This is a genomic window from Microbacterium sp. NPDC089695 (assembly GCF_044749085.1).
GTDB lineage: Bacteria > Actinomycetota > Actinomycetes > Actinomycetales > Microbacteriaceae > Microbacterium.
In genome coordinates this window covers 990,198-1,013,325 of sequence record NZ_JBIVHG010000001.1, presented here as the reverse complement: position 1 = coordinate 1,013,325, position 23,128 = coordinate 990,198, and the positions used below count along the sequence as shown (strand labels likewise).

General features: G+C 69.9%; 23 protein-coding genes. 11 read left to right on the top strand and 12 right to left on the bottom strand.

Translation table 11 applies throughout. The features are described from left to right. The first annotated feature begins 49 nt into the window (after nucleotides 1–49). Genes ACIPYT_RS05040 through ACIPYT_RS05030 form a run of 3 tightly spaced genes read left to right on the top strand, consistent with a single transcriptional unit; the run spans nucleotide 50 to nucleotide 3,218 of the window. On the top strand, nucleotides 50–670 hold the full coding sequence (locus ACIPYT_RS05040; protein ID WP_401071239.1) for a TetR/AcrR family transcriptional regulator: 621 nt from the start codon (nucleotides 50–52) through the stop codon (nucleotides 668–670). Then, the gene (locus ACIPYT_RS05035; protein WP_401071237.1) at nucleotides 667–1,386 is read left to right on the top strand and encodes a hypothetical protein; all 720 of its coding nucleotides are present in this window, start codon (nucleotides 667–669) and stop codon (nucleotides 1,384–1,386) included. The genes ACIPYT_RS05040 and ACIPYT_RS05035 overlap by 4 nt, the downstream gene beginning before the upstream one ends. Further along, complete coding sequence (locus tag ACIPYT_RS05030; RefSeq protein WP_401071235.1) at nucleotides 1,383–3,218, top strand: YhgE/Pip family protein; 1,836 nt, start codon at nucleotides 1,383–1,385, stop codon at nucleotides 3,216–3,218. Before ACIPYT_RS05035 ends, ACIPYT_RS05030 begins: the two co-directional genes overlap by 4 nt. A gap of 12 nt (nucleotides 3,219–3,230) precedes the next feature. On the opposite strand, the gene ACIPYT_RS05025 is transcribed toward ACIPYT_RS05030, so the two are convergent. Then, entirely contained in the window at nucleotides 3,231–4,565 is a 1,335-nt protein-coding gene (locus ACIPYT_RS05025; RefSeq protein ID WP_401071233.1) for an MFS transporter, read from the bottom strand. Nucleotides 4,566–4,636: 71 nt separating this feature from the next. Between ACIPYT_RS05025 and ACIPYT_RS05020 the strand changes: the two genes are divergently transcribed. Beyond that, the gene (locus tag ACIPYT_RS05020) at nucleotides 4,637–5,404 is read left to right on the top strand and encodes an alpha/beta fold hydrolase (RefSeq protein ID WP_401071231.1); all 768 of its coding nucleotides are present in this window, start codon (nucleotides 4,637–4,639) and stop codon (nucleotides 5,402–5,404) included. Between the two features lie 9 nt (nucleotides 5,405–5,413). On the opposite strand, the gene ACIPYT_RS05015 is transcribed toward ACIPYT_RS05020, so the two are convergent. The 7 genes from ACIPYT_RS05015 to ACIPYT_RS04985 all read right to left on the bottom strand — a co-directional run bounded on the left by ACIPYT_RS05015 (nucleotide 5,414) and on the right by ACIPYT_RS04985 (nucleotide 13,026). Continuing rightward, nucleotides 5,414–6,352 carry a type IV toxin-antitoxin system AbiEi family antitoxin domain-containing protein gene (locus tag ACIPYT_RS05015; RefSeq protein WP_401071229.1) on the bottom strand — a complete coding sequence of 313 codons (939 nt, stop codon included), beginning with the start codon at nucleotides 6,350–6,352 and terminating at the stop codon, nucleotides 5,414–5,416. Between the two features lie 307 nt (nucleotides 6,353–6,659). Then, nucleotides 6,660–7,049 (bottom strand): monovalent cation/H(+) antiporter subunit G, encoded by a 390-nt coding sequence (mnhG, locus tag ACIPYT_RS05010; protein ID WP_401071227.1) that lies wholly within the window; start codon nucleotides 7,047–7,049, stop codon nucleotides 6,660–6,662. Beyond that, nucleotides 7,046–7,315, bottom strand: coding sequence for a monovalent cation/H+ antiporter complex subunit F (locus tag ACIPYT_RS05005; protein ID WP_401071225.1), 270 nt, complete (start codon nucleotides 7,313–7,315; stop codon nucleotides 7,046–7,048). The genes mnhG and ACIPYT_RS05005 overlap by 4 nt, the downstream gene beginning before the upstream one ends. After that, a complete protein-coding gene (locus tag ACIPYT_RS05000; protein ID WP_401071223.1) occupies nucleotides 7,312–7,890 on the bottom strand; it encodes a Na+/H+ antiporter subunit E in 579 nt (192 codons plus the stop codon). Before ACIPYT_RS05000 ends, ACIPYT_RS05005 begins: the two co-directional genes overlap by 4 nt. Then, nucleotides 7,887–9,440 carry a Na+/H+ antiporter subunit D gene (locus ACIPYT_RS04995; RefSeq protein ID WP_401071221.1) on the bottom strand — a complete coding sequence of 518 codons (1,554 nt, stop codon included), beginning with the start codon at nucleotides 9,438–9,440 and terminating at the stop codon, nucleotides 7,887–7,889. The genes ACIPYT_RS05000 and ACIPYT_RS04995 overlap by 4 nt, the downstream gene beginning before the upstream one ends. Beyond that, nucleotides 9,437–10,084 (bottom strand): NADH-quinone oxidoreductase subunit K, encoded by a 648-nt coding sequence (locus tag ACIPYT_RS04990; RefSeq protein WP_401071219.1) that lies wholly within the window; start codon nucleotides 10,082–10,084, stop codon nucleotides 9,437–9,439. Before ACIPYT_RS04990 ends, ACIPYT_RS04995 begins: the two co-directional genes overlap by 4 nt. Beyond that, the gene (locus tag ACIPYT_RS04985) at nucleotides 10,084–13,026 is read right to left on the bottom strand and encodes a Na+/H+ antiporter subunit A (protein WP_401071217.1); all 2,943 of its coding nucleotides are present in this window, start codon (nucleotides 13,024–13,026) and stop codon (nucleotides 10,084–10,086) included. The genes ACIPYT_RS04990 and ACIPYT_RS04985 overlap by 1 nt, the downstream gene beginning before the upstream one ends. A gap of 154 nt (nucleotides 13,027–13,180) precedes the next feature. On the opposite strand from ACIPYT_RS04985, the gene ACIPYT_RS04980 reads away from it, so the two are divergent. Then, the gene (locus tag ACIPYT_RS04980) at nucleotides 13,181–13,510 is read left to right on the top strand and encodes an L-rhamnose mutarotase (RefSeq protein ID WP_401071215.1); all 330 of its coding nucleotides are present in this window, start codon (nucleotides 13,181–13,183) and stop codon (nucleotides 13,508–13,510) included. A 27-nt stretch (nucleotides 13,511–13,537) separates the two neighbouring features. Continuing rightward, nucleotides 13,538–15,037: a hypothetical protein gene (locus ACIPYT_RS04975; protein WP_401071213.1), complete on the top strand. Its 1,500-nt coding sequence runs from the start codon at nucleotides 13,538–13,540 to the stop codon at nucleotides 15,035–15,037. On the opposite strand, the gene ACIPYT_RS04970 is transcribed toward ACIPYT_RS04975, so the two are convergent. After that, nucleotides 15,034–15,669, bottom strand: a complete 636-nt coding sequence (locus ACIPYT_RS04970) for a TetR/AcrR family transcriptional regulator (RefSeq protein ID WP_401071211.1) — start codon at nucleotides 15,667–15,669, stop codon at nucleotides 15,034–15,036. The genes ACIPYT_RS04975 and ACIPYT_RS04970 overlap by 4 nt on opposite strands. 101 nt (nucleotides 15,670–15,770) lie before the next feature. Here ACIPYT_RS04970 and ACIPYT_RS04965 point away from each other — a divergent pair, with 101 nt between their 5' ends. Beyond that, a complete protein-coding gene (locus tag ACIPYT_RS04965; protein WP_401071209.1) occupies nucleotides 15,771–16,313 on the top strand; it encodes a dihydrofolate reductase family protein in 543 nt (180 codons plus the stop codon). Nucleotides 16,314–16,346: 33 nt separating this feature from the next. Here the strand turns inward: ACIPYT_RS04965 and ACIPYT_RS04960 are convergent, their stop codons facing one another. Then, nucleotides 16,347–17,408, bottom strand: a complete 1,062-nt coding sequence (locus ACIPYT_RS04960) for a LacI family DNA-binding transcriptional regulator (RefSeq protein WP_401071207.1) — start codon at nucleotides 17,406–17,408, stop codon at nucleotides 16,347–16,349. A 59-nt stretch (nucleotides 17,409–17,467) separates the two neighbouring features. Between ACIPYT_RS04960 and ACIPYT_RS04955 the strand changes: the two genes are divergently transcribed. Genes ACIPYT_RS04955 through ACIPYT_RS04945 form a run of 3 tightly spaced genes read left to right on the top strand, consistent with a single transcriptional unit; the run spans nucleotide 17,468 to nucleotide 20,148 of the window. After that, entirely contained in the window at nucleotides 17,468–18,703 is a 1,236-nt protein-coding gene (locus ACIPYT_RS04955) for an MFS transporter (RefSeq protein WP_401071205.1), read from the top strand. A 34-nt stretch (nucleotides 18,704–18,737) separates the two neighbouring features. Further along, nucleotides 18,738–19,433 carry an endonuclease NucS gene (gene nucS / locus ACIPYT_RS04950; RefSeq protein ID WP_401071203.1) on the top strand — a complete coding sequence of 232 codons (696 nt, stop codon included), beginning with the start codon at nucleotides 18,738–18,740 and terminating at the stop codon, nucleotides 19,431–19,433. A 49-nt stretch (nucleotides 19,434–19,482) separates the two neighbouring features. Beyond that, nucleotides 19,483–20,148 (top strand): HAD hydrolase-like protein, encoded by a 666-nt coding sequence (locus ACIPYT_RS04945; protein WP_401071201.1) that lies wholly within the window; start codon nucleotides 19,483–19,485, stop codon nucleotides 20,146–20,148. 117 nt (nucleotides 20,149–20,265) lie between these two features. On the opposite strand, the gene ACIPYT_RS04940 is transcribed toward ACIPYT_RS04945, so the two are convergent. Further along, on the bottom strand, nucleotides 20,266–20,472 hold the full coding sequence (locus ACIPYT_RS04940) for a cold-shock protein (protein WP_050723454.1): 207 nt from the start codon (nucleotides 20,470–20,472) through the stop codon (nucleotides 20,266–20,268). Nucleotides 20,473–21,006: 534 nt separating this feature from the next. Between ACIPYT_RS04940 and ACIPYT_RS04935 the strand changes: the two genes are divergently transcribed. Further along, nucleotides 21,007–21,825: a shikimate 5-dehydrogenase gene (locus ACIPYT_RS04935; protein ID WP_401071199.1), complete on the top strand. Its 819-nt coding sequence runs from the start codon at nucleotides 21,007–21,009 to the stop codon at nucleotides 21,823–21,825. A 3-nt stretch (nucleotides 21,826–21,828) separates the two neighbouring features. Here the strand turns inward: ACIPYT_RS04935 and ACIPYT_RS04930 are convergent, their stop codons facing one another. Next, nucleotides 21,829–23,016 carry an MFS transporter gene (locus ACIPYT_RS04930; RefSeq protein WP_401071197.1) on the bottom strand — a complete coding sequence of 396 codons (1,188 nt, stop codon included), beginning with the start codon at nucleotides 23,014–23,016 and terminating at the stop codon, nucleotides 21,829–21,831. Nucleotides 23,017–23,128 lie beyond the last annotated feature (112 nt).

Below are 23,128 nucleotides of genomic sequence, written 5' to 3'. Positions count from 1 at the left end.
CCGTCGAGTTATCTTGCACATCACTGTGCATGATAAGTACCATGGAGTCATGACCTCCCGTTCACCCCGCCGCGACTCGCTCGAGAACCGCGCCGGCATCCTCGACGCCGCCCGGGCGACGCTCGCGATCGACCCGCGCGCCTCGATCGACGCCATCGCGCGCGGCGCCGGCCTCTCCCGCCGCACGCTCTACGGGCACTTCGACGATCGTGACGCTCTGATCCGCGAGCTCATCTCCACGGGAGCGCAGCGCTTCAACGCGATCGCCGCCTCCGTGACCGACGCCGACCCCCGGCTGGCGCTCGCCCGTCTCGCCGCTCGACTCTGGCACGAGGCTTCGCACGTGCAGGTCGCCGCAGCCCTCGCCCTCGACGAGGCGCACGTCGCGCACACGGCCGATGCGCTCGCGCCGCTGCGCCGCACGGTCGCCGCACTGGTGCGACGGGGACAGGATGCCGGGGCCTTCCGCACCGACATCGCCGCACCGGCCCTCGCCCGACTGATCGAGGAGGTCGCCCGCACCGTCGTCGCGCGGACCGACGCGTCGAGCTCGGGCGCCGCCGACCTCGCGGTGCGCACCCTGCTCAGCATCGCGGGGCTCTCGTGGCGCGAGAGCGACGAGCTGCTCGCCGCCCACCCCGACGTCATCGAGATCGAGGACGCATCATGAGAGTGACCCTGCACGACGTGAGCAAGGGCCGCGCCGGTCAGGCGCTGCCCGCGACGAGCCTCGAATTCCACACCGGCGCCGTGCGCTTCGCCCTCGCCGAGACCGAGCAGCGGCCGACCGTGCTGGGACTCATCGCGAGCGGACGCATGCGTCCCGACACCGGTCGGGTCACGATCGACGGCGCGACCGACAACCGGCTGCTGCGTCGCACGATCGCCCTCGTCGACGCCCCCGACGTCAGCGACCCGCATCCCGACATCACGCTGGCCGGCGTCGTGGGCGAAGAGCTCATGTTCGCCGGTCTCGGCGCCACACCCATTCACGCCCGTCGCTGGCTGAGCCGACTCGGCTTCGGCGAGCTGGCAGGGGTGCCCATCGGGAACGTCGATCCCGCGGCGCGCGTGCGCATCCTGTGCGAGCTCGCGGTGCTGCGCGACGGCGCCCGGGGCATCGTGCTCGTGGCCCCCGACCGGCACGGCGGGAGTCCCGACGGCTGGTGGCGCATCGCCATGGAGTTCGCCGACCGCGGCTACGCGATGCTCGTGATCGTCGGCGGCTCAGCCGCGGTCGCACTCGAGCGCATGCAGGAGTTCGACGCCGTGAACGCCTCCGGCCCCGTGGAGCCGCTGGTGCTCGACGACGCCGCCGACGGCGACACCGACGCCGACGGCGACGGGGTCCCGGCATCCGAGACCGATGAGGAGGACGCCCGATGAAGGTCCCCGCCATGATCGCGGCCGAGCTGCGGCGTCTCACCGCCAGTCGGATGGGCGTGATCGCCCTGATCGCCCTCGTCTGCGTGCCGATCCTCTACGGAGGCCTCTACCTGTGGGCCAATCAGGACCCGTACGCGAAGTTCCCCGAGGTGCCCGTCGCGCTGGTCGTCGACGACGCGGGAGCCCCCGCGCCCACGACCGGCACGCAGGAGCCCACCGGCGAGACCGTGAACTACGGCGAAGACGTGGCCGAGAACCTCATCGACGGCAACGCCTTCGACTGGCGACGCATGGATGCCGCCGAGGCCGCCGAGGCGCTGCGCACCGGCACGGTCGACTTCACCGTGACGATCCCCGCCGACTTCTCGGCCGCGTTGACGTCGGCCGCCGGCGACGACCCGCACCAGGCGCGGATCGACCTCGAGACCAACGACGCGAACAACTACCTCGCCTCGTCCATGGGCACGCAGGCCGTGGAGAAGATCCGCAGCTCCGTGGCCGAGATGGTCGGGAGCGAAGCGGCCGAGCGCCTGCTCACGGGACTCAGCGACGTGCGCGACAGCCTCGTCACCGCGGTCGACGGGGCGACGCAGCTCGCCGACGGTGCGACGACGGCCGCATCGGGCAGTGCGACGCTCGCCGACGGCACCGCAGAGCTGGCTGCCGGCACCGCGCAGCTCGCGGACGGCGCGTCCACGCTCTCCGCCGGAGCGCAGCAGGTGAGTGACGGCAACCGACAGCTCGCCGACGTCGCCGACCGTGCCGGCTCGGCCGTGCAGCAGGCGACGAACGCCCTGCCGCAGGTGCGCAGCGACATCGCGACGCTGCTCGCCGACCGCGGACTCACGCAGGACGAGATCGACCAGGTGCTCGCCTCGCTCGACCCGCTCGCGACCCGCCTGCAGGAGGGCAACTCCACGGTGCAGACCGCGGTGGGAAAGGTCGATCAGCTCGCCGACGGCGCCGCAGCGGTCGCGTCCGGTGCGGCCCAGCTCTCCGACGGCGCCGGATCCGTCGCGACGGGCGCTGCCGCCGCGAACGACGGTGCGACCCAGCTGCGCGACGGCCTCGGCACCCTCGCCGACGGCACGGCCGAGCTGCGCGACGGCCTGGCCGACGGCGTGGCGCAGATCCCGGCATCCACCCCCGAGCTCCGCGAGAAGCAGGCCGACACGATCGCCGACCCCGTCTCGGTGTCGAGCGACAAGGTCGCATCCGCGGAGGACTACGGTGCGGGTCTCGCACCGTTCTTCGCCGCGCTGTCGGCGTGGATCGGCATCTACGCCCTGTTCCTCATCGTCAAGCCGATCTCGCGGCGCGCGGTCACCGCCCTGCACTCGCCGATCCGCGTGACCCTCGCGGGCTGGCTGACGCCCGCGGCCCTCGGCGCCGTGCAGATGCTCGGCCTCATGGGCATCCTCGCGATCACCCTGGGCTTCACGTTCGACAATCCGCTCGGCACCCTCGGCGTGCTGATGGCCGCGTCGGCGACGTTCGCGGCGATCATCCTGGCGCTGAACGTCTGGCTGGGATCGGTGGGGCAGTTCCTCGGACTCGTGCTGATGGTGCTGCAGCTCGTGACCGCCGGCGGCACCTTCCCCTGGCAGACGCTGCCGGGTCCGCTCGCCGCGCTCCACCACGTCCTGCCTCTCGGATACGTCGTCGACGCCATGCGACAGCTCATGTACGGCGGTGATCTCGCCCGAGCCGGGTGGGATCTCGCGGTGCTCGGCCTGTGGCTCGTCGGCGCACTCGTGTTCGCGGCGATCGGCGTCACGCGCATGACGCATCGCCGCACCCTGCGAGACCTTCAGCCCAGCCTGATCGGCTGAGCCGGCGACACGTCAGAAGCTCGGGACGGATGCCGCGGCGCGGCGCGCGATCATCCAGATGCCGATCGCGGCAGCCAGGAAGATCGCGGCGAGCATCCCCCACCCGGCGAGACCGTAGGTGATCGCCGTGGCGTTGACGACGATCGGCGAGGCCAGCGCCCCGAGCGAGAATCCCATGCCGAAGACCCCCTGATATGCGCCGGCGCGCACCGGGTCGGCCAGCTCGAAGCTCAACCCCCACGCCCCCGCCTGCGACAGGATCTCGGCGAACGTGTGCGCGACCATCGCGCACACGAGCACCACGATCGCGACCCAGGCAGGCAGCCCGGCGGCGAGTGCGTAGACCAGACACGCGCCGACCATCAGCCAGCCCGCGATCATCGTCACGCGTCCGGCGACGCGCACGTCGTGGGTTCCTCGGGACGCGCGCACCTGGAACAGCACGACGAGCGTCGTGTTGACGATCAGCAGCACCGAGACCACGACCTCGGGCGCCTCGGTGTACTCGGTGATCCACAGCGGGACGCCGAACTCCGCGACGCCGAACTGCATGCCGAACACGGCCGACAGCGCGCTCAGCAGCAGGTACCGCGGATCGCGCCAGGGCGAACGGCGGTTCCAGTCGCGGCGCGAGGCGGATGCGGCATCCGTGTCGATCGATCCGGTCTCGGTGCGCACATCGTGCAGTGCCGTTCGGCTCGGCGCGTCGACGGCCGAGGTGAGTCGCAGGAGGGGCAGCGAACCCAGCGCGCACAGCAGTCCGCCGCTCGCGATCACGATGCGATACGCCTCGGGGGTGCCGAGAGCGAGGGCGATCGCGCCGAATCCCGAGCCCACCGCGATCGAGACGTTCGTGACGGTGCGCAGTACGGCGCGGGCGTGCACCCGCCGCTCGGGCGCGAATCCGCGGGCGATGATCGCCGAGCGCGACGAGTGACCCATCGAGTCGAGGAAGCCGCTGAGGCTCGCGAGCACCAGAGCCGACACGAAATCGCCCGCGAACGCGTAGGCCGCGAGCATCACACCGCCGAGCGCCTCGAAGGCGAACGACAGACGCCGCGCGCTCCAGCGATCGGCCAGCCAGCCACCGAGCAGCGAGCCCAGCACGCCGCACCCGCTCGACACCGCGAGCACCACGGCCGCCTGGGCGGCCGAGAGCCCGATGATCTGCGTGAAGAACAGCACCGTGACCGCGAAGAAGACGCCGCGCCCCACCCGGGAGACGGCGGTGGCGGCGACGAGGGCGCGCAGCACCGGGTCGGCGAGGCTCGATGCGAGCCGTGCGACGAGACTCCTCGGCGGCGTCGTGCGGGATGCGGGATCGGAGCCGGGGTCGTGCGAGGTCACCCTCCATCCTCACACGCGAGGCCGTCGCCTCCGGATTCGTCGCGGATCCCGCGCTGGATTAGCGTGGGGAGGTGGCATCCTCCTACCTCGCCCCGAAGGGCACGCCGGTCACCCTGCTGGAGTTCGAGCACGCCGGAGCGACTCTGATCGCCGAGACGTTCGGTGACGGCGCGCACACCTTCTTGCTGCTCCACGGCATCGGCATGGGGCGCAGCGTCTACCTCGACGTCGTGCAGCGCCTGCGCGGCCGGGTCATCGCGGTCGACCTGCCCGGCTTCGGCGAGGCTCCGGAGCCGACGCGCACGCTCACGATGGAACGTCACGCCGACCTCGTGGCCGCCTACCTGCGCCACGTCGGCGAGGGTCCCGTCGTCGTGATCGGCCACTCGATGGGCAGTCAGATCGCCGCGGAGCTCGCCGCCCGGCATCCGTCCCTCGTCTCCGGTGTCGTGCTGGCCGGCCCCACCGTGAACAAGGCGGCGCGGAACATCGCCGCCCAGGCGAGCTACCTGCTGCGCGACCTGATCGGCGAGCGCCCGCTCGTCATCTGGCGTGGCGCACGAGAGTACCTGCGCGGCGGCCCCAACCTCATCCGCAAGATGCGCGCGACCATCGCGCATGCTCCGGAGAAGGCGTTCCGCCGCATCCAGGCGCCCGTACTCGTGCTCCGCGGCGAGAGCGACCCGCTCGCGCCGATGAGCTGGTGCCAGGAGATCCTCGACGAGATCCCCGGCGCCGACCTGCAGGTGATCCCCGACCACGGACACGGCACGCTGATCAGCGACTCCGAGCCCGCCGCCGAGCTCATCCAGGCGTTCGCCGACCGCCTCGCTCCATAACTCCGGAGATCAGAGCAGATCCGCGGCGATCCGGCGGGAATCCGGCCCTGCGGGCCCAGTTCTCCGGAGTTGTGGCGCGCGACGACGACCCACCCGCGGACCCAACGCGTCGAGGATGGCGGCGACGTCCGCCCGAACCCCTGCTCGATCGCTGAACAGCGCCGAGGCGAGCGGCCGGATGGTCACATATCCCCGACGTGCCGCGGCGATGTCGCGGCGCCGGTCGTCCACCTGCTTGCCCCAGCCCTCGTGGTGACTCCGGCTGTCGCACTCGATGATCAGCCAGCCGTCGACGACGAAGTCGACGCGCCCCACCCCCGCGATGAGCACCTGGGTCTCGAACGGGACACCGAGCGACCGCAGGATCAGACGCATGTAGGTCTCGGGACCGGACTCGGCCGACCCGTCGACGAGCGTCAACAGCACCTGGAACCGCGTCGGAAGCTCGGCGAAGACGCGCTCGAGCTGAACGACGGTGAGCAGTCGGTGCTGGAGGATGCTGTCGAGTGTGGCGATCGCCTCCCGCGGACCCTGGCAGCGCACGGACTGTCGCACCGCGTCATGGAGGGACACGATGTGCGCGAGCCCTTCTCGCGTGCATCGCCCCCAGTGCACGGTCGCCTCCCGAGGGCGACGTCGCCTGCTCCGCGAAAGCTGCGGCCGCACATGCACATGCAGTGCGGGGGACGTCTGCACGAAGACCCCGATCGCATGCAGCAGAGTCACGCATGTGAGGCGTCCGCCTATTCGGACGGCGTCGATGATCGCGCTGGGCGTGCCAGCGATCGCGTACAGACCGCGACGGATCCTGATCAGCGTGCCCCGACGCACGGCGGCGGTGATGGAGTGCGACGACATACCCGTGGAGAGCAGGTCGTCGCGCGTGAGGATCTCGTGTGCGGCGAGGTCGGAGAGCAGGCCGCGCGCGATCGTCGATGAGGTGGGCATCGCGACAGCATGCAGCGTCAGGGCAGCTGCCGAACGACGCGGACACGGCACATGTGGAGTGGTCGCGAGCGACGGGAGATGTGGAGAGCGGGTGGGCAGAGCGCCGTTCGCCGTACAACTCCGGAGATTCGCGGCGTCTGAGGGCAGACGGGGCGTTCAGCCGGTCTTCTCACCCCGTTCTCCGGAGTTATGAAACGCGGAGACGTCAGGCAGTGCGGCGGAATCAGGCAGTGCGGCGGGGAGGCAGCGGCGACGTCAGGCAGTGCGGCGGGAAGGCAGCGCTGCGGCCTCAGCCCGCGGCGGCCGCTCAGCCGGCGGCGGGTGGGGTCTGCTTCGAGTCGGCGAGCTCATCGACGACGAGATTGCGCTCGTCGGTCGTGCCGTTGCGGTACGCCTGACGCCCGACGATGTGCGCCGAGAGGGGCGCGGTCGCGAACTGCATGAGCACGATGGGGGCGACGAGCAGGAGCCCCACGAGGATGGCGCCGACCGTTCCCATCGACACCGCGATCGAGAGGCAGATGAGCACGAGTCCGAGCACCTGCGGCTTGGTCGCCGCATGCAGCCGCGAGGGCACGTCGCGGAACCGCAGCAGCCCGACCGCGGCCGACAGGCACAGGATGGCGCCGAGCAGGATGAGGATGAGGACCGCCGTGTCGACGACGGCGTCAGGCAGAGCGAGTTCGAACACGTTCATGGCGTCGTGTTGTCCCTTCTCGCGACGAAACGGGCGACCGCGATCGACCCGAACACGCCGACGGCCGCGATGATCAGCATCACCGGGATCGTGCGCGTGTGCCCGTTGATCGCCATCTCGGCGCCGAGCACGCACAGCACCTCGGTGAGCAGCACGTCGGACGCGACGGCACGATCGAGGATCGACGGTCCGCGCACGATGCGGATGATCGTGAGGATCGCCGCGATCCCGAACACGACCATGATCACCAGCAGCAGCACGTTCATCGGACACCGCCCTTCGCCGCGCGCTCATCGGCCTTGAGGGCACGGTACTGCGCGGGAGCGCCGAGCGCACGCACGATCCGCCGCTCCCAGCGGAGCACCCCTTCGCGCTGCTTCTCGACGTCGTCGAGCGAGCGCACGCCGATCACATGCAGGTAGAGGATCCGGCGGTCGCGGTCGGCCTCGACGATGAGTGAGCCGGGGATCAGCGACGACACGACCGAGACGTGCGTCATCATCAGGTCGTCGGCGTAGCGCAGCGGCACGGCGACGATCGCCGTGCCCGGCAGCCGACGGAAGTCGAAGACCTGCAGTGTGACCGAGATCGCACCGCTCAGCATCGCGAACAGGAACTGCACCACGAGGATGCCGGCGTACCAGACGTTCACGCGGCCGGAGAGCTCGACGGTCGGCAGCCGGAACACGCGCGTGACGAACACCGCGACCACGAGCCCTGTGAGGAAGGCGAGCACCGTGAACTGGCTCCACAACAGCATCCAGAGCACGACGAGCCAGGCGAGGAACGGCAGCTGCACCCCGAGGTCGCGCCAGAAGTGGCGGGCGTTGTCGCGGCTCATCCCTCGGCCTCCCCTTCGAGCTGCACGAGGTTGACGGGCTCGAGGAGCGTCTCGCCGATGCGGTCGCACAGGGCGTAGAGGGGTCCGGCGAACACCGTCAGCGCGACGGTCACGCCGACCATGCCAGCGGTCGCCACGGTCATGATCTTCGGGATGCGGCGGCGCTCCTGCTGCTCGTCGGCGGCGGGCGCATTGCCGAGGTACGAGATGCGCCCCTCGGTCTCGGAGGAGTCCTCCTCCTCGCGCCAGAAGGCGAGGTTCCAGGCGCGCATCAGCGCGTACAGCGTGAGGAGCGAGGTGACGATGCCGCCCACGATCAGCACGATCATGAGGGGCGTGCCGACCGACGCCGCGGCCTCGAACAGCGCGAACTTGCCGATGAAGCCCGAGAACGGGGGCAGTCCGCCGAGGTTGATTGCGGGGATGAAGTACAGCACGGCGATCACCGGGGCGACCTTGAGCAGCCCCTTGACCCGCAGGATCGAGGTGCTCCCGGCTCGGCGCTCCACGAGCCCGACCGCGAGGAACAGGGTCGTCTGCACGACGATGTGGTGAACGATGTAGTAGACCGTGGCGCCGATCGCCGCGGGTGTCGCGATCGCCAGACCGAAGATCATGTAGCCGACGTGGCTCACGAGCGTGAACGACAGGATCCTCTTGAGCTCCGCTTGCGCGACGGCGCCCAGCACCCCCACGATCATGGTCGCGAGCGCGATGATCAGCAGCAGGGTGTCGATGCTGTTGTCGGCGAACAGCTGCGTCTCGGTGCGGATCAGCGCGTACACGCCGACCTTGGTGAGGAGTCCGGCGAAGACCGCGGTGACCGGGGCCGGCGCGGTCGGGTACGAGTCGGGCAGCCAGAACGACACCGGGAAGATGGCCGCCTTGATGCCGAACGCGACCACGAGCATGAGGTGCAGCACGAGCTGCGTCTCCTGCGGCAGCTCGCTCATGCGCTCGGCGATCTGCGCCATGTTCACCGTGCCGAGCGCACCGTAGATCATCGCGATCGACGCCAGGAAGAGGATCGACGATACGAGCGAGACGACGATGTAGACGGCACCCGTGCGGATGCGCGACTCGGTGCTGCCCAGTGTGATGAGCACGTACGAGGCGACGAGCAGGATCTCGAACCCCACGTAGAGGTTGAACAGGTCGCCCGCGATGAACGCGTTGAAGATGCCCGCCGCGAGGATCAGATACGAGGGGTTGAAGATCGAGATCGGCGTCTCGTCGGTGCCGTCGGCGGCGCCCTGGCCGATCGAGAACAGGAGGACCGCGAGCAGCACGATGCTCGAGATCAGCACGAGGAGCGCGGCGAGGCGGTCGACGTAGAGCACGATGCCGAACGGCACCGGCCACCCGCCGACCGATACCGCCATGGGCGTTCCGGCGTCGACCGCGACGAGCAGCACCGCCGCGATGACCGACACCGCCGCGAGGGTCACGACCGTGACGAAGACCTGGAGGCGCGCGTTGCGGCCGAACACGAGTGTCACGGCGGCGCCGAGCAGCGGGAGCCCGACGAGCAGCGGGACGAGAGCGCTCATGCGCGGTCCTCCCCGTCGGTCTCGGTCGTGCTGTCGGATGCGTCGTCCTCGTCGGGCGGCGCGGATTCATGCGCGAGCGTGGATGCCACGGCATCCGCGTCGTCCGCATCCTCGGCGTCGTCTGCGTCGCCCGTGTACGAGGAGTAGACGCGATCCATCGGCGCGTCGTCGTGGATCGCCGGATTGTCGCGCATGTGCAGCACGGTGATCGGCGCCGTCTGCACGCCGACGAAGTCGGTCGTGGCCTCGTCGTCGTCGATGTCGGCGTCGTCCTCCATGAGGTCCTCGTCGGCATCCGTGCGCTCACGCAGCGCGATGTCGGCCTCGTCGTCCTCGACCGTGTCGGCCTGACCGAGCTGCCAGGAGCGGTAGATGAGCGCGAGCAGGAATGCCGAGACAGCGAACGTGATGACGATGGCGGTGAGGGTCAGCGCCTGCGGCAGGGGGTCGCTGACGTCTCCCTCCGCGCCGTAGAAGGGCGCGCGCCCCGGCACGCCCATCACGATCAGGAGCAGGATGTTGGTGGCGTTGCCGAGCAGCAGGAACCCGATGAGCACACGGGTCAGGCTGCGTTCGAGCATCGCGTACACGCCGCATCCGAAGAGCACGGCCATGATCACGATCAGGGTGAGGGAGACATCCATCAGATGCTCACCCCCCGCTCGCGCAGCTCCTGCGTCTGGCGATCGACCTCGGCCCCGAGGCTGCGGAGCACGTCGAGCACGAGACCGATCACGACCAGGTAGACGCCGATGTCGAAGATGGTCGAGGTGACGAACTCCATGTGGCCGATCCCGGGGATCTCCCACTCCCAGAACGTGCTGGTGAGCGGAGCCATGCCGAAGAACAGGGGCACGATCGCCGTGCCCACGGCGAGGATCAGACCGGTGCCCAGCAGGCGTCCGGCATCCGTGGGCGCGGCGGCGCCGAGCTCCCAGCGCCCACCGGCGATGTACCGCATGACCAGCGCCATGCCCGCGACGAGTCCGCCGGCGAAGCCGCCGCCCGGCAGGTTGTGCCCGGCGAACAGCAGGAAGATCGACACCACGATGATCGTGTGGAACAGCACCCGCACGATGACCTCGAGCAGGATCGACCTGTTCTCGGGCTTCATCTTCTGACCGCCGACGAGCCAGGCGCGCGGGCTGCTCTGGTTCTCGTTCGTCTGGAAGCGCACGCCCTCGGTGGTCTCGACGAGCGGGCGGCTGAGAGTGCGGCGGCGACGGGCCTTGGGCAGCGTCTTGGTCGCGGCCAGCATGTCGGCGCGGTGCGTCACGAACACGAGCGATGCGACGCCGGTCGCGGCCAGCACGAGCACCGACAACTCGCCCATGGTGTCCCAGCCGCGAAGGTCGACGAGCGCCACGTTCACGACGTTCTTGCCGTGCCCGATCTCGTACGCCAGCTTCGGGAACATCTCCGAGATGGGGTCGGCCACCCGCGACTGCGTCGCGACGATCGCCACGAGTGCCATCGTGAGTCCCACGCCGATGCCGAGCAGCGCGCGCGGGATGCGGCCGACCGACGCGTTGTGCTCCCCCATGCGAGCCGGCAGGCGCCGGAGCACGAGCGCGAAGGTGACCATGGTCACGGTCTCGACGAGGATCTGCGTGAGCGCGAGATCGGGAGCGCCACTCGTCGCGAACAGCACGACCATGCCGAGACCCGTGATCGAGACGAGCACGACTCCTGTGTAGCGCTTCTGGGCACGCACGGCCATGACACCGGCCGCGGCCATCAGCGGAGCGACCACGAGCTGCACGGGTGTGTGCCACGCCGAAAGCTGGAAGCGCTCGACGTCGGTCGCGAGCAGGGCCGTGATCTCGGCGGCGACGAACACCACGAAGATCGTGCCGACGTACACGGGCAGCGAACCGCGCTGCGTGAGCGAGGTCGAGAGCACCGAGAGCCGGTCGACACCGCGCATCACGAGGTAGTAGACGTCGGCCGCCGTGAAGGGGATGAGTCGGGCCTTGCGGTCCCATCCGGTGCGGAGGGTCAGCAGGAAGAGCGCGGCCCCGAGCAGGATCGACAGGATCGAGATGCCGAGTGCGGGCTCCAGGCCGTGCCAGAGCGCGAGGTGGCCGGGGCCTTCGACGGCCTCACCGGCATGGTCGAGGCCGGGGGTCGCGGTGAGCGCGTAGCCCTGCAGCGCCGTGTCGAGCGCGGGAGCCCCGATGCCGGCGGCGAGCGTCACGCCGGCGAGGATGATCGGCGCCGACAGGAAGCCGACGGGAGGGTCGGGCCACACCGTGTCGGGGAGGCGGTCGCCCATCGCGTCGCGCTTGGTCCAGAACGCTCCCCAGAGGAAGCGCAGGCCATATGCCGCAGTGAGAATAGACCCGAGTCCGACGCCGATGATCGCGACGAGACCCCACGGCGAGCCGCCGATCGCGTCGTCGAGAAGAGCCGTGAGCGTCGACTCCTTCGCGACGAATCCGATGGTCGGCGCGATCCCGGCCATCGAGGCGACCGATATGAATGCCGCCGTCGCCATGACGGGCGCCTGGCGGCCCACGCCGCTCAACTCGGTGATGTCTCGCGTCGAGAGCTGTCGGTCGATCACGCCGACGACGAGGAACAGCGCCGACTTGAACAGCGCGTGTCCGATCACGAGCGCGAGGCCGGCGAGGGCGCTGGCCTGCGTTCCGTAGCCGATCACGATCGAGAAGAATCCGAGCTGGCTCACGGTGCCGAACGCGAGGATGCGCTTGAGGTCGGTCTCACGCAGTGCCTGGATACCGCCGAGCAGCATCGTGATCACGCCGAGAGTGATGATGATGGGACGCCAGGGGCCGGTGAACGCGAAGACGGGGGCGAAGCGTGCGATCAGGTAGATGCCCGCCTTGACCATGGCCGCGGCGTGCAGGTAGGCGCTGACCGGGGTCGGGGCCGCCATGGCGCCGGGGAGCCAGAAGTGGAAGGGGAAGATCGCGGACTTGCTGAGCGCGCCGACGAGCAGCATCACGACCGCGGCATCGACGATCGGCCCGGTCGGAGCGAGTTCGAGGATCTCCCGGATGCTGGTGGTGCCCACGTCGACGACGAGGAGCACGACGCCGATGAACATCACCAGACCGCCGAGGGTGGTCACCAGGAGCGCCTGCAGGGCCGCACGCCGGCTGGCCGCGCGGCGGCGGTAGTGCCCGATCAGGAGGTACGAGAGGATGCTCGTCACCTCCCAGAACATGACGAGCATGACGAGGTCGTCGGTCAGCACCAGGCCGTACATCGCGCCGGCGAACGCGAGCAGCACGGCCGAGAACTGGCCGATGCCCGCGGAGTCGTCGTGGAAGTACCAGCGGCAGTAGAGCAGCACGAGAGCGCCGACGCCCGTGACGATGAGCGTCAGGACCCAGCCGAGCACGTCCATGTGCATCGACAGGTTGAGGCCGAGCTGCGGGATCCAGGGCACGGAGGCGAACGGCACGGGTCCGTCGATCACCTGCGGCGTCATGACGAGAGCGTGGACGAATGCCGCGGCGGGAATGAGCGCGGCGACCGCGAAGGCCTGCGCCCCGAGCCAGCGCACGAGCACGGGCATCAGGATCGAGCCGAGGAGGAACACGGCGAGGATCGTCAGCATGGGCGGCTCCTCGGGGCTCGTCGGCCGGAGAATCGGCACAGGCGGGCGGGTGTCGATCACCAGTTTACCCGGCGTTAGGATCCCGTAAGACCGCGAGCCCGAGATCGCCTCCTTCCGGCGGCCCGCGACGACGCTCGTCGACGAGAGGATCACCATGCGCATCGCCCTTCATTCCGAGATCCGCGATGGCGCGATCGACGGCTACCGCACGAACCACGAGCGCATCCCCGACGCCCTCGCGGCCACGTTCGCCCGCATCGGCATCCGCGAGTGGACGATCTGGCGCTCGGGGCATCGCCTCTTCCATCTCGTCGAGTGCGATGACTGGGATGCCGCCGTCGCCGCCCTCGCGGACGACCCCGCCGACCACGCGTGGCAGGCCGACATCGGCCGCTTCGTCGAGCTGTTCCGCGACGCCGACGGCGCCGAGGGCACGGCTCCGCTCGAGCAGGTGTGGGATCTCGCTGCGCAGCGCGACTCCTGAGGCGACGCCGCGTGGCAAAGTAGCCCCGTGACGCGGACGTGGGTGCGGGAGCTGGCCGGATGGATGCTGGCCCTCGCCGTCGCCCTCGTCACCACCGCGTCCGTCGCGGCCTCCGCGCGCGGTGACCTGCTGTTCCGCGACGGCGACTCGCTGATCGTGGCGCTGCTGTCGCGGTCGATCCTCGAGGGCGACCGGCTCGACTGGGCGATGTCGAGCGTGCTGTTCCTGCCCGAGACCGCGGTGTTCACGGTGCTCGAGGCCGCGCTGCCGATCACCGTGGACGCGCTGTTCGCGGTGAGCGCGATCGTGAATCTGCTGGCCCTGTACGGGGCGTTCCGCCTCGTCGCCGGTCGCCGCCGCGAGGGTTCCGCACCCGTCGCCTGGTCGGTCGCGGCGCTCGGTGCGCTCGGCGCGCTCGCGATGACCGAGACCTCGGCCTCCCGCGATGCTCTCGAACTCGCCTCCCTGCCGCTCACCACGACGTATTACTCCGCGACGGTCGTCGCCGTGGTCGCCTCGGTGGGCATCGCGCGGCGCATCCGCGACGGCAGTGCGCATCGCGCCGCCCTGCTCGTGGGCCTCGGTCTCGTCGCAGCCGTGTCGACGCTGTCGAATCCGCTGTACGCGGTGTGGCTGACGGCCCCACTCGTCGTGATCCTGGCGATCCTCGCGCTGCGCTCACGAACGCGCACCCGCGACCTCTGGCTGGTCGCGGCGCTCCTCGCCGGCACGGTCGCCGGTGCCGGCTTTCGTATTCCATTCTCGGCATGGATCGCCAACACCGGTGCCGGATACGCTCAGCCCGCGTTGTGGATGGAGTCCGTGGAGTACTACGGCCGCCTGCTCGCCGAACGTCTGCAGAGCCCACTCGGCCTGGTCGCCGCGGTCGCCGTCATCGCGCTTCTCGCCCTCGGCATCCTGCGCACGGCGCGCGCACGGGACGACGCCTCGCGACTCGTCGCGATCGCATCCTGGGCGCTGCCGCTCGCGGTGGTGATCGGTGCCGTCGCGCTCGGCACGCACGCGGCCCGGTACCTGCAGCCGGCCGTGTTCGCTCCCCTGCTCGCGCTCGTCGCCGACACCCGGGCGCTGCGCGCACCCGAGCGGATCGGTCGACGGATCACCGCCGTCTCCGCCGTCGCCCTGCTCGTGGGTGGCGCCCTGAGCGTGCCGAGGCTCGCGACAGCTGCCGCGACCACCGACCCCGACCTCGCCTGCGTGACCTCCTGGGTCGATGCGTCCGAGCGCACCGGTGCCGGACAGTTCTGGACCGTTCGCCTTCCCAAGCTCCACCTCGACGATCCGTCGCGTCTCGTGCAGGTCGATCACCGCCTCGACGGCTACGCCTGGCTCGTGAACCGCGCCGATCTCGACGCGCGCGAGGTGACGTTCCTGGTGCAGGACTCGCAGAGCGTGGCGTGGGAGCTGCCGGTGTCGGCCGTTCCCGACGCGATCGTGGAGTGCGGCCGCTGGACGATCCTCGACTTCGCATCGACGCCGCTGCCGCTGGGCCCCGCCCACTCCTAGGCGGCGGCGGTCGGCGGGCTGTGGCGTGCCGCGATCGTGCGCGCGGCTTCGTCGACGGCACGCAGCCGTTCGTCCTCGGTCATGGTCCAGGTGCCGTGCATGAGGCGCGGCCAGAAGACCGCGGAGGCGATCATGCCGAGGAACTGCGCGGAGGCGAGGTCCGGGTCCGCGATGTCCGCTGTTCCGGCGGCGTGCTCCGCGCGGAGGTAGCGCCCGAGCGCGGCCAGCACCGGCAGCGTCCCGAAGTCGAACGTGCGCTCGCGGAGTTCAGGGAAGCGCGGCGACTCGGCGATCACCGTCCGCATCAGTCCGATCATGCGAGGGCGGATCAGAAGGTCCGCGTACTCCCGCCCCAGCGATCGCAGGCCGTCGACGAGGTCTCCGACCGGAGGATCGACGACCGATGAGCCGGAGGCGCCGCCCGCCGCGAGCACGGTCGCCTCGAAGAGCGCCGCTTTCGTCGGGAACTGCTTGAAGAGCGTGGCGGTCGAGACGTTCGCCGCGCTGGCCACACGTGCCAGCGAGGTGCGGTCGTAGCCGTTCTCGAGGAAGAGCCCCGCGGCCGCGTCGAGGATCGCCGCGCGGTTTCCGGCGGCGACGTCGCGGTGGTACGTGGAGATCTGCCGGGCCATGTGCCCAGCATCCCATAGGTGAGCCAGTTGACTCACCTCGCCATGGTCGATACAGTGCGAAAGGTGAGTGGACTGACTCACCTTTACAGAACGGAACTGTCATGGCCGGAGTGATCGTGCACGCGACGATGACCGTCGACGGATTCATCGCAGAGCCCGACGGCGGAGTCGACTGGATGTTCGGCCGCCCCTCGGCTCCCGAGGACGACGATGTCGTGGCCAGGGTCGTCGAGCGGATCGGCGCCGTGGTCGGAGGGGCGAACCGCACGCAGACCATCGACGACGGCGAGATCCCATACGGCGGCATGCTGAAGGTGCCGGTCTTCCTCATGACGCACAGCGAGCATGAGCCGATCGAGCGCGACGGCATCACGTACACGTTCGTCGTCGACGACATCGAGCGCGCCGTCGGGATGGCCGCACAGGCCGCCGGCGACCGGTGGGTCAGCCTGCTCGGGGGGAGCATCTCGCGACAGTGCCTCCAGCTCGGACTCGTCGACGAGCTCGTGCTCGACGTGGCCCCGGTGCTGCTCGGCACCGGCATCCCGCTGTTCGCCGGACTCGACCGGCACATCGAGCTGGAGCGGCTCGAGACGTCCGCCTTCGCGAGCGAGACGCATCTCCGCTACCGCGTGCTGCGCTGAGACTCCCGCCGCGGTCGCGCGGCGCCGACCTCGTCAGCGCGAGGGCCGCGCAGTCGTCGTGCCCTCGCGGAACCGGCAGGTGAGGTGCAGGGTCGCACCGGCCTCTCCGCGCAGCATCCGAGCCACCTGCTCACCCGCGGCGCGGCCCTTCTCGACCGCCGGCTGCACGCTCGTGGTGAGCACGAGGTCGCCGAGGCCGTCGGCGTCGATGCCGTCGAATCCGGCGACCGAGAGGTCTTCGGGCACGCGGAGCCCGGCTTCCTCCGCCGCGCGGATCACGCCCACCGCCAGCAGATCGCTCTGCGCGAGGATCGCGGTCGGACGGTTCGCGAGATCGGCGAGCAGCGTGCGGCCCACGATCAGCCCCTCGTCGATCAGGCTGCCGCCCGCCGACAGCGCCGGCGCATCGGGGAAGATCTCGCGCATGCCCGACAGCCGGTCGACCGTGACGTCGACGGTCGCTGCGGCGACGCGCTCGGGCGTCACGGGCCCGCGCTCGCGCTCCTGATCGAGCGGCAGGGTCACGAGGGCGACGTCGCGGTGCCCGAGATCGCGCAGGTGCCGGGCGACGTCGGCCGCCGCGGCCGCGTTGTCGAGGGTGATGCGCGGGATGCCCTCGCCGGCGTCGCCCTCGATCACGACCACCGGGAGTCCGCGCCCGCGCACGACGTCGAGTGAGGCTCGGGTGCGGCCGGAGCATCCGATCAGCACCACCGCGTCGACCGGTGCATTCGCCAGTGAGGAGCCGTCGTCTCCCGGTTCGTCGCGCATCAGCAGGATGCCGGCGCTCAGATCGGCGAGGCCGTCGGTGAGCCCGTCCATCATCGCGGTGGTGACGGGATCGAGGAAGGCCGCGCGCAGATGCCCTTCGAGCACGACGGCGACGATGCCGCTGCGTCCGCGTCGCAGCGAGGCGGCCCGCGGATCCGGCCCTGCGTAGCCGAGCTCTGCGGCGGCGGCCAGAACGCGCTCCCTGGTGGCGGGAGAGACGTTCGCCTTGCCGCTGAAGACGACGGATGCCGTCGACGTCGCGACACCGGCCTCGCGGGCGACGTCGGCGATGGTCGCCCGGCGCGGGGGCTCCTGACTCGTCATACTCCGAGGATAACCCGCCGGGGCTGCCCCGGATCGAATCGATTCGATAAGCTGTGCTCATGAACACCGCCCTCAGCCGATCGCAGTACGTGCGATGGCGCACCGCGATCTTCGCGATCTTCCTCGCCAGCGGACTGTCGATCGCGACCTGGGCCTCGCGCGTGCCCGACATCAAGATCGCCCTCGACGTCGACAAGGCCCAGGTGGGCATGCTGCTGCTCGGCGCCGGGATCGCCTCGATCATCGGCATCTCGACGAGCCCGGCGATCATGGCGCGCACCGGCGCACGGCTCGGGATGATGATCTCGATCGTCACGTTCGCCACCGGCGTCGCCCTCATCGGCATCGGAGCCAACGTCGTCGGCTCGTACGCGGTCGTGCTGATCGGTCTGGCGCTCTTCGGCCTCGGCAACGGCTGCCTCGACGTCATGATGAACGTCGAGGCCACGGCGATCGAACAGCACGCGGGCAAGACGATCCTGCCGCTGTTCCATGCGTTCTTCAGCTTCGGCACGGTGATCGGCGCCGGACTCGGAGCGCTCGCCGCCCAGTTGCGCATCGACGTGTTCGGCCACACCGTCACGGTCGCGCTCGCCATTCTCGCGATCGGCATCGTCAGCATCGCGAACGTGCCCCGGCGCGCAGAGGCCCTCGACCGCGAGGCGGAAGACGTCGACAAGCCGCATTGGCGCGAGCGCATGCACGTGGCCCTGTCGGCCTGGCGCGAGCCGCGCACCTACGCGATCGGCGTCGTGATGCTCGGCATGTCCTTCGCCGAAGGCGGTGCGAACGACTGGCTCGCCCTCGGCGTCGCCGAGGACCACGGCGGTGGCACGGCGCTCGGCGCGGCCGCCCTCGCGACGTTCTCGGTTGCCATGACCGCGGTGCGGATCTTCGGCGGTCCGCTCGTCGACCGCTTCGGGCGCGTGATCGTGCTGCGCATCCTCGCGCTCACGGCGGCAGCCGGCATCCTGCTGTTCATCCTCGCCCCCACTCTGCCGCTCGTGTTCCTGGGCGCCGCGCTCTGGGGCGTCGGCGCCTCGCTCGGCTTCCCGCTCGGCATGTCGGCGGCGGCCGACGACCCGGCCAAGGCGGCAGCCCGCGTGAGTGCCGCCGCCACGATCGGCTACATCTCGTTCCTGGGCGGCCCTCCGGTGCTCGGCTTCATCAGCGAGCACATCGGGCTTCTCAACACGCTGTTCATCCTCGTCGTGCTCGCGGCGCTCTCGGGGCTGTTCTCGGGAGCGGCCCGTCCTCTGCGCGAAGACGAGAAGACACCCGTGCCCGCCGCCTGACATCGCGACACCCGGATGCCGTTAGGCTCGTCGGGTGCGTCTCGTCATCGCCCGCTGCTCCGTCGATTACACCGGGCGGCTGAATGCCCACCTGCCCCTCGCCACGCGTCTGCTGGTGCACAAGGGAGACGGCAGTCTGCTCGTGCACTCCGACGGCGGCAGCTACAAGCCGCTGAACTGGATGAGCCCGCCGTGCTCGCTCGCGACCGAGGAGCCCGGTGAGGAGGAGGCGAGCGCGGGCGTCACCGAGGTCTGGCGGGTCACGCACAAGAAGACCGGCGACGCGCTGCGCGTGCAGATCTACGAGGTCATCCACGACTCGAACCACGACCTCGGCGTCGACCCCGGCCTGCAGAAAGACGGCGTGGAGGCCGACCTACAGCGACTTCTGGCCGAGCAGGTCGACCGCATCTCGGAGGGCGCGACGCTCGTACGCCGCGAGTACCCGACCGCGATCGGCCCGGTCGACCTGCTGGTGCGGGATGCCGACGGCGCCGCGATCGCGGTCGAGATCAAGCGCCGCGGCGACATCGACGGCGTCGAGCAGCTCACCCGCTACCTCGAGCTCCTCGGCCGCGACCCCCACCTGTCGCCCGTGCAGGGCGTCTTCGCCGCCCAAGAGATCAAGCCGCAGGCCCGCGTGCTCGCCGAAGACCGTGGCATCCGCTGCCTCGTGCTCGACTACGACGACATGAAGGGCATCGAGTCCGGCATCCCGCGCCTGTTCTGAGCGGTACCCGGCGGAATTCAGCCGGGAGAAGTGCCCATAGGCTGGTTGCATGGCTCACTCCCCCTATTCCTGCGTGCTCTGGGACGTCGACGGCACGATCGTCGACGCATCGGTCGGGATCCTCCGCCGCCTGAACGTGGCGCTCACCCACTTCGGCCGGCCGGCGCCGACCCGCGAGGAACTGACGCACTGGATCGGGCCGCCCATGTTCCGCTCCTTCCAGGACCAGGCGGGCATGACGCCGGAGCAGGCCACCGAAGCCGTGTCGTTCTACCGCGAGCTCGGCAAGGCCGACGGCTACACGACCGACATCGCCACCTACCCCGGCGTCACCGACATCATCCGCGACCTGCATGACGCGGGGGTGCCGCAGGCGACCGCGAGCTCGAAGCCCGAGAACCAGGTCGATGCGATCGTCGACTTCTTCGAGCTGCGTCCGTTCTTCCTCACCACGGTCGGCGCGACCCCCGACGAGTCGACGCTCGCGTCGAAGACCGACATCGTCGCCGAGGCGCTGCGGCGGCTGGAGGCGCGCGGCGCCGACGTGTCGCGGCCCGTGCTGATCGGCGACCGCCATCACGACGTCGAGGGCGGCATCGCGAACGGCGTGCCCGTGATCTTCGTCGACTGGGGCTTCAGCGACGCGCACGAAGGCGACGACGCGGCGTTCCGGGTCTCGTCGCCCGACGAGCTGCGCGCGCTGCTGCTGGGCTGATCACCCCGCGATCACCCCGCGATCACCCCATCGGACTTCCCGCGGAAAGCACAGAACTCCCCGCCGGATGCCGCGAGCATTGCGGCCCCGGTCGGGGAGTTCTCGAGTCGCCCGGTCTCAGACCGGACGGATGTTCTCGGCCTGCAGGCCCTTGGGGCCCTGCGCCACGTCGAACTCGACTCGCTGGTTTTCCTCCAGCGAGCGGTAGCCGGAAGACTGGATGGCGGAGTAGTGCGCGAAAACGTCAGCGCCGCCGTCGTCGGGGGAGATGAAGCCGAAGCCCTTCTCCGAGTTGAACCACTTGACCGTGCCCTGAGTAGCCATTTACTGCCTGTTCTGCTGAAAAAGAAGCCGACGCAGGATGCCCCGACGTGCTCCACGCTAGTGGAGCACGCGCTGAGCGGAAGTCCTGGTTTCAGCCCGTAACCCAAATGTTGCACGAGCGTCACCCTCGACGCGGCGGTGCAGGGTGCGAAAAATGGTGTGGCCCTCACCGCGGGGGGAGCGATGAGGGCCGAAGACGACCGGAGGGTGCGTCAGATTCCACCCTAACCCCTCCGCGAACGTTTTGTCCCCCATTTGGGGGACAAGTTCGAAAAAAGTCGAAAATCTCCTGGAAGATAGCGGCCCCCTCGAGTGGCGCATTGGGGACTGAACGACTCGAGGGGGCCCAATCGCATGCACGGATCGCCCGTGCCTCTGGGGAAGGCACAACCCGTCGTCTGGGGTGGACGGAGACGATCAATCCCCTGTGCATGCACCTTCACCCTAGGGGAGGAGTCCGGATCACGCCATGGGGGTCGACGGCCGTGTCGCGACCTGGGATCCTTCTTCCCCCGAGCGAAGTAGCCTGGTGCCGTGACCATGCTGAACAAGGACATGACGCTGTGCATCTCGCTGTCGGCACGACCGAGCAACAACGGCACGCGCTTCCACAACTTCCTCTATCAAGAGCTCGGGCTCAACTGGATCTACAAGGCCTTCGCGCCGACAGACCTCGCACAGGCCGTCGCCGGCGTGCGCGGACTCGGCATCCGCGGCTGCGCGATCTCGATGCCCTACAAGGAGGACGTCATCGCGCTCGTCGACCGGATGGACGCCTCCGCGAGCGCGATCGACTCGGTGAACACGATCGTCAACGACGACGGCGTGCTCACGGCGTACAACACGGACTACAGCGCGATCGCGCAGCTCATCGAACGGAACGGTCTCGACCCGGCATCCTCGGTGCTGCTGCGTGGATCCGGAGGGATGGCCAAGGCCACCGCGGCCGCCTTCCGCAACGCGGGCTTCGCGAGCGTCACGATCGCGGCACGCAACGAGGAGCGCGGGCGGGCCCTCGCCGATCTCTACGGCTTCTCGTGGATCGCGGATGCCGGCGGCGCGACCGCCGACGCGATCGTCAACATCACCCCGATCGGCATGGCCGGAGGCGCCGACGAGAGCATCCTCTCGTTCGCCGAGGAGCAGATCGCCGCGGCGTCCGTCGTGTTCGACGTCGTCGCGTTGCCCGCCGAGACGCCACTCGTGCGCGCCGGACGCGCGGCAGGCAAAACGGTGATCACGGGCGCCGAGGTCGCGACCCTGCAGGCGCTAGAGCAGTTCGTGCTGTACACCGGCATCCGCCCCTCCGCCGATCAGGTGCGTGCGGCGGAGGAGTTCATGCGCGCGCAGTAGGGGTCAGGCGGCGACCGTGCGCAGCGTTCCCGACGCGGTCGCCACGGGGCGCCGCGCGCTCACGGCGGCGATCACCATGACGACGAGCGCGGATGCGGTTATCGCCGCGCCGATCCAGATGGGCGCGGTGTACCCGAGTCCCGCCGAGATGCCGAGGCCGCCGGCCCAGGCTCCCAGCGCGTTGCCGACGTTGAAGGCGCCGATGTTCGCGCCGGAGGCGAGCGTGGGCGCACCGCCCGCGTAGTGCATGACCCTGCTCTGCAGCCCGGGCACGGTGCCGAAGCCGAAGGCGCCCATGACCACGAGGATCGCGATGGTCGCCGGCTGCGACCCGGCCAGCAGACCGAAGAGGATCAGCACGACCAGCAACGCCCCGATGAAGAGGAGCAGCGTGCGATCGATCGCGCCGTCGGCCAGGCGACCGCCGACCCCGTTGCCGATCACGAGGCCCACACCGAACAGCACCAGGAGCCACGGCACGGCGCCGTCGTCGAAGCCCGAGACGCCGGTGAGCGTATAGGCGATGTAGGTGAACGCGCCGAACATGCCGCCGAACGCGAGCGCCGTCACGATCAGCGACAGCCACACCTGGCCGGAGCGGAAGGCGCGCAGTTCGTGGCGCAGGCTCACCTGCGTGTCACCACTGGCCGGTGTCTTCACGAGCAGGGCGATGCCCGCGAACGCGACGACGCCGATGCCCGAGATCACCCAGAACGTCGAGCGCCAGCCGAACTGCTGCCCGAGGAACGTGCCGAACGGAACGCCGAAGACGTTCGCGGCGGTGAGTCCGGTGAACATGATCGCGATCGCCTGCGCCTTCTTCGCGGGTGCGACGAGCGCAGCGGCGACGACCGATCCGATGCCGAAGAACGCGCCGTGGCAGAGTGCGGCGACGATGCGTCCGATCATCGCGACGGTGTAGTCCGGCGCGACCGCCGTGAGGGCATTGCCGAGGATAAAGAGCACGACGAGACCCAGCAGCACGGCGCGACGCGGGAGGCGGGTGGTGGCGGCGGTGATCCCGAGGGCGCCGACGACCACGCTCAGCGCGTAGCCCGAGATGAGCCATCCGGCCGCGGCCTCGGTGACCCCGAAGTCGCCCGCGACCTCGGGCAGGAGGCCCATGATGACGAACTCCGTGAGTCCGATGCCGAAGGCGCCGATGGCGAGTGCGATGAGTCCGAGTGGCATGGGTGTGCTCCGAGATGCTCTGCTAAAGTAGTTGCAGACGCGGGATATTGCGTCCGACGGATAATCATTGCACACGCAACTATCCAGCGCAAGCAACGACTTAGGCTTCGAC

Bases quoted from the DNA above. Each gene is read 5' to 3' on its own strand.
- ACIPYT_RS05005 (WP_401071225.1), bottom strand. From the start codon at position 7,315: ATGAACGTGCTGCTGCTGGTGATCATGGTCGTGTTCGGGATCGCGGCG.
- mnhG (WP_401071227.1), bottom strand. From the start codon at position 7,049: ATGAACGTGTTCGAACTCGCTCTGCCTGACGCCGTCGTCGACACGGCG.
- ACIPYT_RS05015 (WP_401071229.1), bottom strand. From the start codon at position 6,352: ATGCCCACCTCATCGACGATCGCGCGCGGCCTGCTCTCCGACCTCGCC.
- ACIPYT_RS04985 (WP_401071217.1), bottom strand. From the start codon at position 13,026: ATGCTGACGATCCTCGCCGTGTTCCTCCTCGGCTCGATCCTGATGCCC.
- ACIPYT_RS05000 (WP_401071223.1), bottom strand. From the start codon at position 7,890: ATGAGCCGCGACAACGCCCGCCACTTCTGGCGCGACCTCGGGGTGCAG.
- ACIPYT_RS04995 (WP_401071221.1), bottom strand. From the start codon at position 9,440: ATGAGCGCTCTCGTCCCGCTGCTCGTCGGGCTCCCGCTGCTCGGCGCC.
- ACIPYT_RS04930 (WP_401071197.1), bottom strand. From the start codon at position 23,016: ATGCCACTCGGACTCATCGCACTCGCCATCGGCGCCTTCGGCATCGGA.
- ACIPYT_RS04955 (WP_401071205.1), top strand. From the start codon at position 17,468: ATGAACACCGCCCTCAGCCGATCGCAGTACGTGCGATGGCGCACCGCG.
- ACIPYT_RS04960 (WP_401071207.1), bottom strand. From the start codon at position 17,408: ATGACGAGTCAGGAGCCCCCGCGCCGGGCGACCATCGCCGACGTCGCC.
- ACIPYT_RS04940 (WP_050723454.1), bottom strand. From the start codon at position 20,472: ATGGCTACTCAGGGCACGGTCAAGTGGTTCAACTCGGAGAAGGGCTTC.
- ACIPYT_RS05035 (WP_401071237.1), top strand. From the start codon at position 667: ATGAGAGTGACCCTGCACGACGTGAGCAAGGGCCGCGCCGGTCAGGCG.
- ACIPYT_RS04945 (WP_401071201.1), top strand. From the start codon at position 19,483: ATGGCTCACTCCCCCTATTCCTGCGTGCTCTGGGACGTCGACGGCACG.
- ACIPYT_RS04990 (WP_401071219.1), bottom strand. From the start codon at position 10,084: ATGGATGTCTCCCTCACCCTGATCGTGATCATGGCCGTGCTCTTCGGA.
- ACIPYT_RS04970 (WP_401071211.1), bottom strand. From the start codon at position 15,669: ATGGCCCGGCAGATCTCCACGTACCACCGCGACGTCGCCGCCGGAAAC.
- ACIPYT_RS04980 (WP_401071215.1), top strand. From the start codon at position 13,181: ATGCGCATCGCCCTTCATTCCGAGATCCGCGATGGCGCGATCGACGGC.
- ACIPYT_RS05040 (WP_401071239.1), top strand. From the start codon at position 50: ATGACCTCCCGTTCACCCCGCCGCGACTCGCTCGAGAACCGCGCCGGC.
- ACIPYT_RS05030 (WP_401071235.1), top strand. From the start codon at position 1,383: ATGAAGGTCCCCGCCATGATCGCGGCCGAGCTGCGGCGTCTCACCGCC.
- ACIPYT_RS04965 (WP_401071209.1), top strand. From the start codon at position 15,771: ATGGCCGGAGTGATCGTGCACGCGACGATGACCGTCGACGGATTCATC.